15 protein-coding genes are annotated in these 16,803 nt (G+C 38.6%); 8 read left to right on the top strand and 7 right to left on the bottom strand.

Features of this window, described 5'->3' with window-relative positions; all coding sequences use genetic code 11:
• The first annotated feature begins 1 nt into the window (after position 1).
• Positions 2 to 1,183, top strand: a complete 1,182-nt coding sequence (locus P0Y49_01820) for an asparagine synthetase B (protein ID WEK19891.1) — start codon at positions 2 to 4, stop codon at positions 1,181 to 1,183.
• On the opposite strand, the gene P0Y49_01815 is transcribed toward P0Y49_01820, so the two are convergent.
• From P0Y49_01815 to lpxK, 3 genes are read right to left on the bottom strand one after another with little or no spacing between them, the layout of a single operon-like run.
• Entirely contained in the window at positions 1,180 to 3,207 is a 2,028-nt protein-coding gene (locus P0Y49_01815) for a putative porin (GenBank protein ID WEK19890.1), read from the bottom strand. The two genes, P0Y49_01820 and P0Y49_01815, sit on opposite strands and share 4 nt — an antisense overlap.
• Positions 3,207 to 4,022 (bottom strand): purine-nucleoside phosphorylase, encoded by an 816-nt coding sequence (locus P0Y49_01810; GenBank protein WEK19889.1) that lies wholly within the window; start codon positions 4,020 to 4,022, stop codon positions 3,207 to 3,209. Before P0Y49_01810 ends, P0Y49_01815 begins: the two co-directional genes overlap by 1 nt.
• Positions 3,994 to 5,055 carry a tetraacyldisaccharide 4'-kinase gene (lpxK, locus tag P0Y49_01805; protein WEK19888.1) on the bottom strand — a complete coding sequence of 354 codons (1,062 nt, stop codon included), beginning with the start codon at positions 5,053 to 5,055 and terminating at the stop codon, positions 3,994 to 3,996. Before lpxK ends, P0Y49_01810 begins: the two co-directional genes overlap by 29 nt.
• A 118-nt stretch (positions 5,056 to 5,173) precedes the next feature.
• On the opposite strand from lpxK, the gene pruA reads away from it, so the two are divergent.
• Positions 5,174 to 6,802 (top strand): L-glutamate gamma-semialdehyde dehydrogenase, encoded by a 1,629-nt coding sequence (gene pruA / locus P0Y49_01800; protein WEK19887.1) that lies wholly within the window; start codon positions 5,174 to 5,176, stop codon positions 6,800 to 6,802.
• Positions 6,803 to 6,882: 80 nt separating this feature from the next.
• Here the strand turns inward: pruA and P0Y49_01795 are convergent, their stop codons facing one another.
• From P0Y49_01795 to P0Y49_01780, 4 genes are all read right to left on the bottom strand, one after another.
• Positions 6,883 to 7,074 carry a hypothetical protein gene (locus tag P0Y49_01795; protein ID WEK19886.1) on the bottom strand — a complete coding sequence of 64 codons (192 nt, stop codon included), beginning with the start codon at positions 7,072 to 7,074 and terminating at the stop codon, positions 6,883 to 6,885.
• A 166-nt stretch (positions 7,075 to 7,240) separates the two neighbouring features.
• Positions 7,241 to 7,912 (bottom strand): carbonic anhydrase, encoded by a 672-nt coding sequence (locus tag P0Y49_01790; protein ID WEK19885.1) that lies wholly within the window; start codon positions 7,910 to 7,912, stop codon positions 7,241 to 7,243.
• Positions 7,913 to 7,918: 6 nt separating this feature from the next.
• On the bottom strand, positions 7,919 to 9,523 hold the full coding sequence (locus P0Y49_01785; GenBank protein ID WEK19884.1) for a SulP family inorganic anion transporter: 1,605 nt from the start codon (positions 9,521 to 9,523) through the stop codon (positions 7,919 to 7,921).
• A 77-nt stretch (positions 9,524 to 9,600) separates the two neighbouring features.
• Positions 9,601 to 9,939, bottom strand: a complete 339-nt coding sequence (locus tag P0Y49_01780) for a hypothetical protein (protein WEK19883.1) — start codon at positions 9,937 to 9,939, stop codon at positions 9,601 to 9,603.
• Between the two features lie 198 nt (positions 9,940 to 10,137).
• Between P0Y49_01780 and P0Y49_01775 the strand changes: the two genes are divergently transcribed.
• The 6 genes from P0Y49_01775 to P0Y49_01750 all read left to right on the top strand — a co-directional run bounded on the left by P0Y49_01775 (position 10,138) and on the right by P0Y49_01750 (position 16,770).
• A complete protein-coding gene (locus P0Y49_01775; protein ID WEK19882.1) occupies positions 10,138 to 11,376 on the top strand; it encodes a porin in 1,239 nt (412 codons plus the stop codon).
• A 27-nt stretch (positions 11,377 to 11,403) separates the two neighbouring features.
• Positions 11,404 to 12,945, top strand: a complete 1,542-nt coding sequence (locus P0Y49_01770) for an acyl-CoA carboxylase subunit beta (GenBank protein WEK19881.1) — start codon at positions 11,404 to 11,406, stop codon at positions 12,943 to 12,945.
• Entirely contained in the window at positions 12,945 to 14,108 is a 1,164-nt protein-coding gene (locus P0Y49_01765) for an MFS transporter (protein WEK19880.1), read from the top strand. The genes P0Y49_01770 and P0Y49_01765 overlap by 1 nt, the downstream gene beginning before the upstream one ends.
• 2 nt (positions 14,109 to 14,110) lie before the next feature.
• Positions 14,111 to 14,530 carry a GNAT family N-acetyltransferase gene (locus P0Y49_01760; protein ID WEK19879.1) on the top strand — a complete coding sequence of 140 codons (420 nt, stop codon included), beginning with the start codon at positions 14,111 to 14,113 and terminating at the stop codon, positions 14,528 to 14,530.
• 53 nt (positions 14,531 to 14,583) lie between these two features.
• Complete coding sequence (locus tag P0Y49_01755) at positions 14,584 to 15,693, top strand: M42 family metallopeptidase (GenBank protein ID WEK19878.1); 1,110 nt, start codon at positions 14,584 to 14,586, stop codon at positions 15,691 to 15,693.
• 177 nt (positions 15,694 to 15,870) lie between these two features.
• Complete coding sequence (locus P0Y49_01750) at positions 15,871 to 16,770, top strand: sugar phosphate nucleotidyltransferase (protein ID WEK19877.1); 900 nt, start codon at positions 15,871 to 15,873, stop codon at positions 16,768 to 16,770.
• The last annotated feature ends 33 nt before the right edge of the window (positions 16,771 to 16,803 follow it).

Below are 16,803 nucleotides of genomic sequence, written 5' to 3'. Positions count from 1 at the left end.
TATGGATGAAGATCAAAAAAATCATTTGAAAGCTTATGGCATAGCTTATTGGGGTATTAAACAACAAGCAGACGTAAGCTGGCTTTTAAATTATAGAGGCGGAAGTTTTTTAATCAAATACAATAAGGCTGTGGAGGAGGAATGTAAAGCTCGCGGCGTATCATATCAGGTTTTAGCCGATGGCAAAGTTACAGCAATCTTAAATGAGATCAGCGACCCACAGGTAAACATGGAAATGGTAAAACTCGAGAAGGCACCTAAAATAGCCGTATACTCACCCAAAAGCAAATTACCCTGGGATGACGCCGTAACCTTAGTACTTACCTATGCAGAGATACCATACGATGTGGTATACGATGATGAAGTCTTAAAAGATAAACTCTCAGGCTACGACTGGCTTCACATGCATCATGAGGATTTTACTGGCCAATATGGGCGTTTTTGGAGTGCTTTTAAAAATGCAACCTGGTATCGTGAAGATGTAAAAAACCAGGAAACAGCAGCAAAACGCAATGGGTTTAAAAAGGTTTCGGAAATGAAACTTGAAGTTGCTAAAAGAATAAAGGAATTTTGTTCTGGAGGTGGTTTTCTGTTTGCCATGTGCTCCGGAACCGACAGCTTTGACATTGCATTGAGCGCTGAGGGAGTAGACATATGTGAAAGCATGTTTGATGGCGACCCGGCAGATCCACAAGCTCAAGCTAAGCTGAAATATAGCAAAACCTTTGCTTTTAAAGATTTTCAGTTAGACCTCAATCCTGCCAATTACGAATTCTCAGATATTGATGTAACCCAAACCCGCACCTTAGTCCAAAACAACGACTTCTTTACCTTATTTGATTTCTCAGCAAAATGGGATCTTGTACCAACCATGCTAACCCAAAACCACGACAAGGTAATAAAAGGCTTTATGGGACAAACCACAGCCTTTAGAAAGCGCCTGGTGAAGCCAAATGTTACCGTACTGGGTGAAAATAAGGGGGCAGAAGAAGTGCGCTATTTAAATGGCGAAATTGGAAAGGGGCAGTTTACTTTTTACGGTGGACACGATCCCGAAGATTATCAACATATCGTTGGCGACCCGCCAACTGATTTAAGCTTGCATCCAAACTCCCCCGGCTACCGTTTGATATTAAACAACGTATTATTCCCTGCGGCTAAAAAGAAACCCCAGAAAACTTAATCATAAAAATTCCATTGTACCCCAAACTTAAACAAGAGCCTGTCTTGCATTGGATATTGATTAACAGTGTAATACCCGTTAATTGGGAGACCCTGATTTATATAATCACACTTTAAAAACAGATTAGCCTTTCTTAAACTCGCCTTTACCCAAACATCAACAATTGGTGTGGTTTCGAATGTCCTCACTCCTCCTACATAAAACTGACCCAATGCAGGCGAATAAGAATAGTTTTTATATGGTGTATTGTATCTAACATCAAAACCTACATTGGTTTTAAGCGCTTTAAAAAAGGTTTGATTTACATAAAAAGTATTAAAAGTGTAAAGCTCCGGAGTACGAAGCACACCAGGATTATCCGTCTTCTGATAAACAACATAACTATCCAAATGAAATCTACCGAAAGTAAATTTCTTGCCAACGGCAATTTTTAACAGATTCAGACTTGAGCTAAGTTGTGCCGGTGTAATAGAAGCAATCTCAGCAACAGTTGGAGCACCGCTCGTTGGCAAATCTGCTTTAAAATACAGATAGTTATTAATCAGGTAATAATTTGCGGTTGCATCCAGCTTCAGTTTCTGATTCTCATATTTAAAAGATAAATTAACTGTTTTCGTACGATCAAAATCATTGATCCAGTGGTAGTGGTTACCAAAATATCTGGTATAAATCTCTGCTGGCGATTTATTTTCAAAATAACCGCCCAAAACTATCCGACCGACTGAATTACTGAGTAACACATTGCTTTTAGCCTCATATAGAAAATCGCCCATATTCCTCCCCTGAAATATCTGCTCCACGTCTACATTCAAGTCGATACGGTTGCTAAACCGGTATCCTGCAGCCCCCAATAAAGTAATATTTTGAAAAGTGGTCGTATAGTCATAAAAGCTACTACCATCCCTATATAGACCCAATTGAGAATAATTATAGAGATCGTGTCTGATTCCTACATCTAATTTCAATTCATTTTTAATGAAGGTATTTGACTTTGCCCTAAGAAAGAAGCTATATACAAATTCATTTTGAATGCGTGTGTATCGGGTTGAATCATTCGTAAAAACACTGTCTGCATATCCCTTTGGAACTGCGGTATGATCGTCGGCTTCATCCTTCTCAAAAGAATAAGCATTTTTATCATACTTAAATGTATAGGTAATTTTATTGGTCGGTAATATTTTATCTGATATCTCTTGGGCTGTGCTATCAATACGACCAACAAAATAAGATTGTTTGATCATCAAAGATCCTTGACGCCATAATTGCTTAGCCGTATTTAGTCTTACCCGCTCGGCAATCCTATTGATAACCTGATCAGAAGGGTTGGTATAAATCGAATCGTTCGCAATGGAACCATTTTCCATTGCCTTTAGAGTGTTAAACACAGCACTGGTCCAAAGGTTATAACGCTTATTTGGCGATTGATACCAGCTAAAAATTGTTCCATTTAGGTCGTCACCCCTTTGTCTGGCAAATATTCCATTGGCACCGATCCGGTTAAAGTTGGCACCGATATTCCAGTTTCTCTTAATATTTTGTGAATGGATTACCTTAAAAACCTGCTCAGCATCCCCACCCGAAACATAATACAGACTGGTAAATGGGGTTCTGGCCTGATAATATTTAATGTCATCATGAGTCATCGCATAATAATCAAGCGCATGAAAACCTACGTCAAAACCAATAGTTTTTGATGGTTCAAACAACATGGGCATGGCAGACAAACCTAGATTTCCAATACCCACAGTTGGCGTGCGTGGCTGCACAAGCACACTAAAGTTTTGAAAACCATTTAAACTTGTATCCAAAGCCACTGTCTGAATGCTGTCTTTAGACAATTTAAGCGTCGTATACCTGATGTATTTAGAAGTAAACACGACTGAATCCAATCCCCCCTCTTCTTTTTTTCTGAGAGAATCTAATTCTTTATTGTTCCTAACCGTAGTCTTTAAATCCTGCGCACACAGTCGCCCAACACCAATGGTAAACAGCAAACAAACAAATAAAACAATGCGTTTATACATTACAGCGTTGAAATTAACTGGCTCAATATTTTTGTCATCTTAGGTTCAGCAGTTCTAGCAGTCTCAAGTATTTCTTCTAAACTAACCGGCAACAACACTTCTGGGAAACCTTCATCAGTTAATACAGAAATTGCAAAAACGGGTACATTCATATGATTCGCCACAATAACTTCGGGCACAGTACTCATTCCAACAGCATCCCCACCAACTATCCTAAGATAATTGTATTCAGCTTTTGTTTCCAGATTGGGACCCGTTACAGAAACATAAACCCCCTGGTGACAATTGATACCATTTTCTCCTGCAATTTCCATTGCACGATCAATTAGTTTGCGACTATAAGGCTGGCTCATATCCGGAAACCTTGGTCCCATATCAGCATCGTTATGTCCCCTTAACGGACTTTCAGGTTGCAAATTGATATGGTCATTAATGATCATCAAATCCCCCTTTTTAAAGTTCGGATTCAGGGAGCCTGCAGCATTCGAAACAAACAGGCAGTGTATACCCAATGCTTTCATCGCCCTTATTGGGAAAGTAATTTGCTGCATACTGTACCCCTCGTAATAATGTAGACGGCCCTGCATGGCAATTACTTTCTTACCCCTTAAAGTTCCAAAGATTAACTTTCCGGAATGAAACTCAAGTGTAGAGATGGGAAAGTTAGGGATATTAGAATACATCAAATTGTATTCTACTTCCATTTCGCTAACCAGACCACCAAGTCCTGTTCCTAAAACAATTCCAATTTCTGCTTGAAAATTATTCGTTTTGCGTTTTATATATTCAACGGTTTCGTGTAGTGCTTGAAACATAGTCTAAAATCTTTTGGTCAAATGTATTTTTATCTTCTTTCTGCAGTTCTATTTTAATCGGCAAATAAAACACAGGTAAATTTAACAGTAATTCTTTGAAAGTAACATCTAATAAACGCTGTGCATCCTTTTCTGTTGTAACAATGATTTTTTCTTTTGAAGAATCATCATTAAAAGCCTGAACCAGCTTCATCACATTCTGCATACTAAACTGATGATGATCAGGATAATCATGGTGCTGAATAGCTCCCGAATAGCTCTTTAAGTGGGTAATTAAAGGTAGAGGATTAGCAATACCAGTAAGTAAAAACACCGATGTATTGGAAGTAATCAATGCGCAAGGCTGTATGACATCCGAAAATAAATGCTTTAATTCGCCATAAGTGATAAAAGAAAACGACAACTCATTTTTGGTTTTCCCATTAAATTTCCCGGCACATTTTAATCGTTCTGCTTCAGTCAGCGCTATTGGCCCCTTAGTAACGAGCAGTGCCTGCGCCCTTCTATACCCAGCAAATGGTTCCCTTAAATTCCCTGCTGGCAACAAAAACTGCGGACTTAATAATTTTTGATATTCGAAAAGCAAGATACTAAATCCTGGGCGCACAGCTCGGTGCTGGTAGGCATCATCCATTATGATAAGATCGTGATCATCTTTTAACAGATTAATTCCCTTTACCCTGTCTTCACAGACCGCCACGGTAACTTGCTTAAATTTGCTGTAAAATTGCATGGGTTCATCTCCGATGGTTTGCGCAGTTGCCGTATCATCAGCTAATATGAAACCTTCGGTTTTTCGTCCATACCCCCTGCTTAAAATAGCTATTTTATGCCCATCGAACAACCGGATCAGGTATTCAGTTACCGGACTTTTACCCGATCCCCCTACCACCAGATTACCTACGCAAATAACAGGGATGTCAAAATGCGTTGATTTAAACAACCCCAGATCATACAACTTATTCCTAAATATAATCACCATTCCATAAAGAATGGAAAAAGGGAACAACAGTAATCTTAGGTATTTAATCATGCTTAGGGTTCAAAAATAAGAATTATATCAGCGTATTGTATGAAGATAATACAGAATGCACCATTTTACCACTCTAATAAAAATAAAAACTACCTTTGTAAAAACAACTTATTATATCATGCTTAAAGGATTTTTTAACGTACCAACTCCTGTTAATGAGCCCATTTTGGGTTATGCACCAGGAAGTAAAGAACGTGAACTTTTAATGGCAGCTATTGCCGATGCCCGTGCTAAACAGATTGAAATACCAATGCACATTGCCGGTAAGGAAGTTCATACAGACAATAAAGGCAAGGTTACTCCTCCTCACGATCACCAACATATTCTTGGACAATACAGCAAAGGCGAAAAAGCTCATGTAACACAAGCAATTGATGCCGCCTTGGCAGCTAAAGCCAATTGGGAAAACCTGGCTTGGGAGCATCGTGCAGCCATCTTTTTAAAGGCAGCAGATTTAATTGCTGGTCCTTACCGTTATAAATTAAATGCAGCAACCATGCTTGGACAGAGTAAAAATGCTTACCAGGCAGAAATTGATTCAGCATGTGAGTTGATCGACTTCTTACGTTTCAACGTGAGTTACATGGCTGATATTTATAAGCAGCAACCTCCTGTATCACCTAAAGGATCATGGAACAGAGTAGAACAACGCCCACTTGAAGGTTTTGTATTCGCTTTAACACCTTTCAACTTTACTGCCATTGCAGGTAACCTACCTACTTCGGCAGCAATGATGGGTAATGTTGTAGTATGGAAACCGGCAAACACTCAAATTTATGCAGCAAACGTATTGATGCAGATCTTTAAAGAAGCTGGTTTACCTGATGGCGTAATTAACCTGGTTTATGTATCAGGTCCTGATGCAGGTGATGTGATCTTTAGTCACCCTGATTTTGCAGGCATACACTTTACAGGTTCTACCGGAGTTTTCCAAAACATCTGGAAAACCATTGGTAACAACATCCATAAGTTTAAAACCTATCCACGTATAGTTGGGGAAACAGGTGGGAAAGACTTTATTTTAGTTCATGGTTCTGCTGAGGCTGAAGCTTCAAGTACTGCAATTATTCGTGGTGCATTCGAATACCAGGGACAAAAATGCTCTGCAGCTTCACGTGTTTATGTAGCTAAGAGCATATGGCCTAAAGTAAAAGAATTTATGCTGCGCGACATGGCTACCTTTAAAATGGGTGGTACAGAAGATTTCGGCAACTTCATTAATGCAGTTATAGACGAGAACTCTTTTGATAAGCTAACTAAATATATTGATGAGGCTAAAAAAGATAAATCTGTAGAGATTATTACAGGTGGTGGTTACGACAAATCTAAAGGTTACTTTATTGAGCCTACAGTTTTAGTTGTTGATGATCCAAAATATACAACGATGTGCGAAGAGTTGTTTGGTCCTGTTTTAACCGTTTACGTTTATGAAGACAAAGACTTTGATCAGGTATTGGAAATTATTGACACTACTTCCATCTATGCATTAACAGGTGCTGTAATTGCTCAGGATCGTTATGCAATTGAGAAAGCATCGCATGCTTTGAGAAATGCTGCCGGGAACTTCTATATCAATGATAAATGTACAGGTGCAGTAGTTGGACAGCAGCCATTTGGTGGTGCCAGAGGATCTGGTACTAACGATAAAGCTGGTTCAATGATCAACCTTTTACGTTGGGTATCTCCACGCGCAATCAAAGAAACCTTTGATATGCCTAAAGATTACCGTTATCCATTTTTAGGGTAAAACAACTAAACGATTATATCTATAAAAACAAAACCTCCCGGTGGTGCCGGGAGGTTTTGTTTTTATAGTCTACTTTTAAATTACATCTGGCTTCTCAACTGTAAATAATACACTATGGTTAACACGATGCCCAAAACGAAGCCTGTAACAGAAACTACATTTATTTTTGCTCCTTTAAACCAGTTTACAATAATGAACAACATCCCCAATGGTGGTATCAAACCTAATAAGGAATAAGTTGCTACTATATCTTTATAATTGTCCTTTTTCATGTTTACAGATTTAATATGGACCAAATCCACTTTTTCGCATACTACTAAATTAGCATTTTTAATACAACAACCTGTCTGAATTAAAAATAAAAAATAAAAGGCTTCCGCTGTCATTAAACAGATACCGGAAGCCTTTATTCTCTTAAGCAATAAGAATTACCCTAAGTTATTTTTGAGCCTGCATTTTAAATACCGGAGAAATATCCGCTGCACTCGATGCGCTCACCTGCAGATCGGTAATTAATCCCGTCTGTAAGCTATACACCCAGGCATGAACGGCCAACTCCTGTCCTGATGCCCATGCATTTTGAACAATAGAAGTACTCATAACATTGGCAGCACCTTCGATTGCATTGAGTTCTACCAAGCGGTTCGATCTTTTTTGCGGATCTTTAATAGTCTGCATTTCACGTTCATGCATTCGGATAACGTCTTTAATATTCCTTAACCAATTGTCTACCAGACCAACCTGCTTATCACCCAGAGCAGCATTCACTCCTCCACAACCATAATGTCCACATACAATAATATGTTTTACTTTTAATACGTTAACGGAGTAATCTAATACACTAAGCAAATTCATATCGGTATGTGTAACCACATTTGCAATGTTACGGTGAACAAATATATCACCAGGCATCGTATTCGTAATCTGATTAGCCGGCACACGGCTATCAGAGCATCCGATCCAAAGCACAGGCGGAGCCTGCCCTGCAGAAAGTCTTTCAAAAAATTTCGGATCTTCTTTAAGTGTATCCGCTACCCACTCCTTATTGCCTTGCAATAAACTTTCGTATGTTATTTGATTACTCTCTTGTTTTTCTAATTTTGCGCACATAATAATTTAATTATTAATTTCTTCAATGATTTTATTATTCAATTTTGGTACAGTGTATTGCTCTTTTACATTTTCAAGCATGACAATGATACCCTTTGTATAAGCGTTATGCTTATAATTAAAAATGGCTTCTAACACATCCGGGTCAATATATCGGGAATTCGTCCCATCAATAACCACGTTGGTTTCTTTAGGGATTTTATTAAGTACAACCTGGATGGCAGCTTTGTTTAAGAAAGATACTTCTTCTGCAAGTTTAATTCTGATGTTCTTTTTATTTCCTTCTTCTTGAATTTTATAGAAATAAGGATTACGCATATTGGTACGTAGCAGGTAAAACACGGAGAACAACATACCTATAGCTACGCCCTTTAATAGATCAGTAAGCAATACAGCAACGATCGTGATCACAAATGGGACAAACTGATCCCATCCTTTATGGAACATATGCTTAAATAAAGCCACTCGCGTAAGTTTATAACCTGTTACCAATAGTATTGCAGCTAAACATGCCAAAGGTATCATATTTATCAAACCTGGAATAAAAAGCAATGATAAAAGTAACCATATCCCATGAAAAATTGCCGACATCTTTGTTTTTCCACCTGAATTTACATTGGCAGAACTACGCACAATAACCGAAGTTAAAGGCAATCCTCCTAATAAGCCACTGAACATATTTCCGGCACCTTGGGCCATTAACTCTCTATTGGTTGGCGAAACACGCTTGAGCGGATCAATTTTATCCACTGCTTCAATACTTAACAGTGTTTCCAGGCTGGCTACAACTGCAATAGTTGCTGCAACCACCCACACTTTACCATTTAAAATCTCCGAAAAGTTTGGAGCAATAAATAAATCTTTAAATTCTGCCCATCCATTTACTACCGGAATTTCAACCATTTGCTTTGCCTGAAGAGCATAGCCTGTTCCCTGAAAAGCTAAACTTAAGCCAATACCCAAAATCACAACTACTAAAGGTGCCGGGATTGTACTTAATTTTTTAAACTTTGGCCAGAAAATCAGTACCAGGATAGACAAACCACTAATTACTATGGCTGCCAGCGTAAAATGATCAAGGGCCCCACTTATTGCTGAAAATGTGTTCTCACTATTTTTCTGAAAGAAACTTTCATCACCAAAAAAATCTGAGTCCACACCTAAAGCGTGCGGCAACTGCTTAAGAATCAAAGTAAGCCCGATTGCAGCCAACATACCTTCTATCACACTTGAAGGAAAGTAGTTACCTATCATACCTCCTTTTAATAAACCAAGGATCAACTGCATTAATCCAGCAAGCACCACGGCAAGTAAAAAAGTTTGATAATTCCCTAACTGGCCAATAGCGCCCAAAACAATAGCCGTCAATCCGGCGGCAGGCCCGCTTACACTTAACTGCGAACCGCTAAGGCTCGCGACTACGATCCCACCAACAATACCTGTAATAAGACCCGCAAATAACGGGGCGCCTGAGGCTAGCGCAATGCCTAAACATAAAGGCAATGCAACCAGAAATACCACTATACTAGAGGGCAGATCGCGCTTTAAATTCTTTTTTAATATATACTTCTTCACATCCAACCTCGAAAAGATTGAGTTTCCACTTTGCATAAAACTAAGTTCTAATTTTGTAACTAATTTTTAAAAAAATGCACAGTTATCCCTATGAGGGAATTATGCCGTAAAAATTAGCACTGGTTAGGAGGCGGTGTTGGTACCGAAGGATGGAATGGATCGACGTACCGTTTAAAATGATCAATAAAACTATTGTTTATACCAAAATGACTAAGTACAGCCAAAAAGCTATAGTCATAGTGCAGATCAATTTTAAAATCACAGAGCTTTACTTTTGCTTTGCCGCTATCGCCATCGGCACTGTGTTCTGCTTCTATTTGCATAATCACAGCATTCATGATTTCCTTGTCGATATGATTAAAAAACACAGGTGCACCAGAGATCATCATCTTTGACGAAAAGATGCCGAGAAAGGCGATGATGATGAATAAACGATATTTCCTTAGGAACATTTACCTCTGTTTTTGTTTTTATCCTTTCAAAAATAACTCCAAAACTGCCTAATTCGCAAATCAAGATGTAATAAAAATGTAATTTAGTTGTGATGAAACAATAGTTTCATCGTATAAAATTCAAAATCAAAGTGTCAATTAATTGAAAAATGGAGCATTAAACGTAATTTAGGCCCCTTATATACCTTCTTCCGTTTTATGAAACAATTATTATTCGGTTTATTGCTTTTGTGCCCTTTTTTTACTTTTTCACAAAGCAATAACTCCCCCTCTAGCTACGATCCACACGAAATTGCGATTACTGGTTACCTCCAAACTCAATATCAACATGCACAATCGGCAGGGATATCCTCGTTTTCTGGCGGAGATTTTGGCAAAAACTCACAAGACCGCTTTATGATCCGCAGGGGTAGATTAAAAATTGACCGTGCCGACAAATATTCCAGCATTGTTTTTCAAATTGATGCTACACAAAATGGCGTTGCATTGATGGATGCATTTATACAGCTGCATAGACCGGAATCAAAAGATTTGTTGTTTACTGCCGGATTATTTAACCGCCCCTTTGGATACTCCATCGTATATTCATCAGGATATAGGGATTTTCCGGAAAGAGCCAGGGTATTCCAAACCATAATGCCCCGCGAAAGGGACATTGGCGCCATGGTAACCTTTAGACCTGACAATAAAACGTTCCACTTCTTGACTGCTGAATTGGCTGTAATTAACGGAAGTGGATATTCGGCCAGAGATTACGACTCTAAAAAAGATATTGTAGGAAACCTGGGATTTAAGTTTGACAGCCTAGCAAATAAAAAGCTACATATAGGTTTTGGCGCCTCCATTTATCAAGGCTCCGTAAGAAGTGATACCGAAACCTATTATACAAGTACAAGCAATGGCTTTGTTAAAAATACCAATCCAAATAATATAGGATGGAATGCAAAACGTAATTACTATGGGGGAAATCTGCAATTACAATATGACAATACTTTCGGTGCTACATCATTCAAGGCTGAATACGTTGCCGGTACTCAACCAGGTGTAGCCAGCTCATCCAGTGTAACAGGTCCGGTTGCCAGCCAAAGTTTTTCGACCCAACCTACTACCGATCTGTACCTGCGCCCATTTTCAGGGTATTACCTATGGTTTACCCAACGAATAGCAAAAAGCAGGTTTACAGCATTATTGGCTTATGATGTTTACGACCCTAATACAAATGTTAAGGAAAGTGAAATTGGTGCACCCAACAGCTTCACTACTGCAGGAGACATTAAGTATAACACCTTGGGCTATGGCTTGACCTGTCAGATTGGTCCAAGGATAAAATTGACCGCTTATAATGAACATGTTGTAAACAACCCTACTCAATTACCCGGATATTTAAATGATCTTAAGGACGATGTGTTTACCATGAGGTTACAATATCGTTGGTAATAGATATATTTGATAAAATCATTTTTAATGAAAAATAAGATAGAATTACTCCAGGATAAAATTCAACAAGCACTGGCAGGTGGCGGTGCAGCGAGAATTGAAAGTCAACATAAAAAAGGTAAACTTACAGCAAGAGAAAGGATCCATTTTTTAATGGATGAAAACTCATTTGAAGAAATCGGAATGATGGTTACCCATCGTAGTACTGATTTTGGAATGGAACATGAAAAATATCTGGGTGATGGTGTAGTAACCGGATACGGGAATATTAATGGCCGATTGGTATACGTATTCTCACAGGATTTCACAGTATTTGGCGGTTCATTATCAGAAACCCACGCTGAAAAAATTTGCAAAATCATGGATATGGCGATGAAAAACGGTGCTCCTGTTATTGGTTTAAATGACAGTGGTGGCGCCCGTATTCAGGAAGGCGTAGTTTCATTAGGTGGATATGCCGATATTTTTTACCGAAATGTTCAGGCCTCAGGGGTTGTCCCACAACTATCGGCCATCATGGGACCTTGCGCAGGTGGAGCAGTATACTCTCCCGCCATTACAGATTTTACATTAATGGTTGAAAACACCTCCTACATGTTTGTTACTGGTCCTAATGTCGTTAAAACAGTAACACACGAAGAAGTAAGTTCTGAAGAGCTCGGTGGTGCTTCAACCCATGCTACTAAGTCAGGTGTAACACACTTTGCCTGTAGCAATGAACTTGATGCCATTAATCATGTGAAAAAGCTGCTCAGCTATATGCCGCAAAATTGTGAGGAAGTGCCAGCTCAGCTACCTTACGAAATGGCTAATGAGAACAGACCAGCATTAAACGACATTATGCCTCAAAATGCAAACCAGCCTTATGATATGAGGAGTGTTATTGAGGAAACAACCGACAGTGACAGCTTTTTGGAAGTACATAAAGATTACGCCGAGAATATTGTTGTCGGTTTTGCCCGTCTTGCCGGTAGAAGCATTGGTATTGTAGCCAATCAGCCAGCTTACCTTGCAGGTGTTCTAGACAATCACGCCTCAACAAAAGCCGCGAGATTTGTCCGTTTTTGTGATTGTTTCAACATTCCCCTACTCGTTTTTGAAGATGTTCCGGGATTTTTACCAGGAACAGATCAGGAATGGAATGGGATCATTACTAATGGAGCTAAATTACTTTATGCCTTTAGTGAGGCTACAGTACCACGCATTACAGTAATTACCAGAAAAGCTTATGGTGGCGCCTACGATGTAATGAACTCCAAACATATCGGTGCAGATTTAAATTATGCATGGCCTACAGCAGAGATTGCAGTTATGGGGGCTAAAGGTGCAGCAGAAATCATTTTCAAAAAAGAGATTACTATGGCAGAAAAGCCTGAAGAAAAATGGCTGGAAAAGGAAAAGCTCTACTCTGAGACTTTTGCAAATCCTTATCGTGCTGCCGAACGTGGTTTTGTCGATGAAGTTATAGAGCCTTCACAAACCAGGAATAAGCTAATTAAAGCCTTTAAAATGCTGGAAAATAAAGCTGTCAATGCTCCTCGCAAAAAACACGGAAATATCCCTTTATAATGAAGCTGAGCCGTACCGATGTTTTATTAATGGCCTTTTGTACCGGACTTATTGTAGCAAATATTTACTACTGTCAGCCCTTGGTGATTCTTGTTGCTAAAGAATTTAACCTGACAGAAAGCTATGCCGGTAAAATCACCTATTTAACTCAGGCAGGCTATGCTCTGGGCCTGTTTTTAATAGTGCCACTTGGCGATATGTTTGAACGTAGGAAGCAAATACTAATGATTACTACGGTAGCAGTAGCCGCTTTATTGATGGCAGCAGTATCACATACCTTCTTCTTACTACAAATCGCCTGTGTATTAATCGGCGCAAGTTCTATCGTTCCTCAATTAATCTTACCCATGGCAGCCAACCTTACCTCAGACGAGGAACGGGGGCCAACAATTGGTCTAATTATGAGCGGACTGCTAATTGGCATACTAGCATCAAGATCTATTAGTGGAAGCGTAGGCTTTTTATGGGGTTGGCGAACCATGTATTTCATCGCAGCGGGCATCTGTTCCCTACTTTTAATACTAATGGCCCGGCGTTTTCCAATGAGCAAACCAACTTTTAGCGGAACGTACAAAATGCTCATGCATTCTATGTGGCACTACATAAAAACACAGCCAACTTTGCGCGAAGCATCAATCATTAATTTCTTAGCCTTTGCGATTCTTAGTGCATTCTGGACTACGATGGTACTTTTTCTTGCCAACCCACCTTTCAATTTTCAAACCCTTGAAATTGGTCTGTTTGGAATTGCAGGTGCTGCAGGTGCATTAGCGGCACCATTAGTAGGTAAATTGAGCAGCGGACAAAACCCACGTAAAAATTTACTTATAGGACTTATATTACAACTCATAAGTATCAGTGCATTTTATTTTACAGGTAGTCATTTGTATCTTTTTATAGCTGGTATTATTTTAATCGATATAGGACAACAGGCAATTCATGTGACCAACCAAACCAGGATCTACGCGCTCGTTCCTGAAGCACGGAACCGTCTGAATACGATATTTATGTCTGTCAGTTTTGTTGGGGCTTCTTTTGGCTCTGCCTTAGGCTTATGGCTTTGGGACAAAGGTCAATGGCCCCTGTTTTGCTTTGGCTCAGGTCTGGTTATTATCCTGAATATATTGATATACAATTTTTACAGCTATAAAATTAAAGCTTAGCGATGTTGGAAATTCAGATAGAACAGATCAGATTTGATTTAACATGGCCCATCAGACATGAGGCTATGTATCCTGACTTACCTTTTGATTCAATTAAACTAGACGATGATCCAAATGGCTTACATTTTGGACTATATGCCAGACATCAATTAACCGCTGTAGTTTCCTTATTTAACATAGATAACATTTACCAGTTCAGAAAATTTGCGACTAAAACTACTGAACAAAATAAAGGTTATGGAACAATATTACTAAACCACATCATCAGTTATGTAAAAGAAATGGGCGGTCAAAAAATATGGTGCAATGCCAGGGTTTCTGCATTAGAATTTTACAACAAATTTGGTTTAATACAAACTGGCGAACCATATACCCGTAATGGCATCGAATTTGTCACCATGGAGTTACAACTTAACAATTAACCGGGGACTTATGCTCCGTTTTATATATTTGCTTACAATAAAAAAATAGAATAATGGCTAAAAAGAAAGACGACAAACACGTTGCTGTGGTTAATAAAAAATCACTACACTTTTTTGAAAAATATATCAATAACCCATCTCCAACCGGCTTTGAATATCCAGGTCAGAAATTATGGCTCGATTATCTAAAACCATATATCGATGAAAGTTTTATCGACAATTATGGCACCGCTGTAGGTGTAATTAATCCTAAAGCCGAATTTAAGGTAGTAATTGAAGCACACGCTGATGAAATCTCCTGGTTTGTGAATTACATCACAGAGGATGGATTAATCTATGTGATCCGTAACGGAGGTTCTGATCATCAGATTGCACCCTCTAAAAGGGTTAATATCCATACTGACAAAGGTATGGTAAAAGCTGTTTTTGGATGGCCTGCTATACACACCCGTCATGGTGGAGATAAAGAAGAAGCTCCTGCCCTTAAAAACATATTCCTGGATTGCGGATGCACCTCCAAAGAAGAAGTAGAAAAATTAGGAGTTCATGTAGGCTGTGTAATTACCTACGAAGATGAATTTATGATTTTAAACGACCGTTATTATGTAGGCAGAGCTCTTGATAATAGGGCGGGTGGCTTTATGATTGCCGAAGTGGCACGTTTGCTACAGGAAAATAAAAAGAAACTTCCATTCGGTTTATATATTGTAAACTCTGTACAGGAAGAAATTGGCTTACGTGGTGCTGAAATGATTGCTGACAGGATTAAACCGCATGTTGCAATCATTACTGATGTAACACATGATACAAACACCCCAATGATCAATAAAAAAACTCAGGGTGATTTAGCTTGCGGCAAAGGACCTGTAGTTTCTTATGCCCCGGCAGTTCAAACTAACCTGAATAAATTATTGATTGAAACAGCTGAAAAGAATAACATTCCTTTCCAGCGCCAGGCCTCATCACGTTCAACAGGTACCGACACTGATGCTTTTGCCTATTCAAACGGAGGAGTTCCATCTGCGCTAATATCATTGCCGCTGCGTTATATGCATACCACGGTTGAAATGATCCATAAAGAAGATGTAGACAATGTAATTAGCCTGATCTATCATTCATTATTAAACATTGAAAAAGATCACGATTTCAAGTATTCAAAATAAACATTTAACTAAAAGAGAAGGCGTGCTTGAATTATTCAGGTACGCTTTTCCTTTTTTACCACTTAAGCCAAACGATTTAAGGTAAAAAACTCTGAATACATAAAGCAAAAAATGTATTTTAGCTTCATAATTTTTACCGTTCACATTGATTATTAACCTATTCATTATTTTAATTGAATGAAACCCACCTTACTAATATTAGCCGCCGGTATGGCGAGCCGTTATGGCAGCATGAAACAAATTGATGGCTTTGGCCCTAATGGCGAAACCATTATCGACTATTCAATATACGATGCCATAAAAGCAGGTTTTGGCAAAGTAGTCTTCATTATTAAAGAAGAATTTGTAGATAACTTTAAAGCTATTTTTGAGCCAAAACTAAATGGCAAAATTGAGACGGATTATGTATTTCAAAACTTTGATTTAAAGCAATTTGGAATTGAAGAAGAAATCTATCGTGAAAAGCCATGGGGAACAGCTCATGCCATTCTTTCTGCCAGAAAAGCTATCAAAGAACCATTTTGCGTAATCAATGCCGATGATTATTATGGTTTTGATGCTTTTAAAAAAATGGTAGACTTCTTAAGTACTGAAGCCACTGATAGCAATTATTCTATCGTTGGTTATCAGATTGGAAAAACCCTATCCGACTTTGGATCAGTTTCACGCGGAGTTTGCAAAACCAGCGAAGCAGGTTACCTGGAGGAAATTACAGAACGTACGCAAGTTTATAAAAAAGGAGATACTATCGTTTATGAAGAAGATGGCATAGAGTATCCTTTAGAGTACAATACACCTGTTTCTATGAACTTCTGGGGATTCACTCCAGCAGTCTTTAAATTAACTGAGGACTTATTTAAAGTATTTGCTCTAGCGAACAAAGAAAAGCCAAAAGCAGAATTCTTCATTCCTTTAATCGGCGAAAATCTGGTTAAAAGCAATACAGCAAATTTTAAAGTTATCCCTACAGACAGTCAGTGGTTTGGTGTAACTTATAAAGAAGATAAGCCATTCGTACAAAACTGCATAGACGAGCTGGTAAAAGATGGTACCTACCCTCAAAACCTTTGGAATTAATTAATATCCAATTATAAAAGGAAAGGCCCTTGA

Origin of the sequence: Candidatus Pedobacter colombiensis (genome assembly GCA_029202485.1) — a bacterium.
GTDB lineage: Bacteria > Bacteroidota > Bacteroidia > Sphingobacteriales > Sphingobacteriaceae > Pedobacter > Pedobacter colombiensis.
The sequence above is the reverse complement of the archived record's forward strand: the minus strand, read 5'-3'. Positions and strand labels throughout refer to the sequence as shown.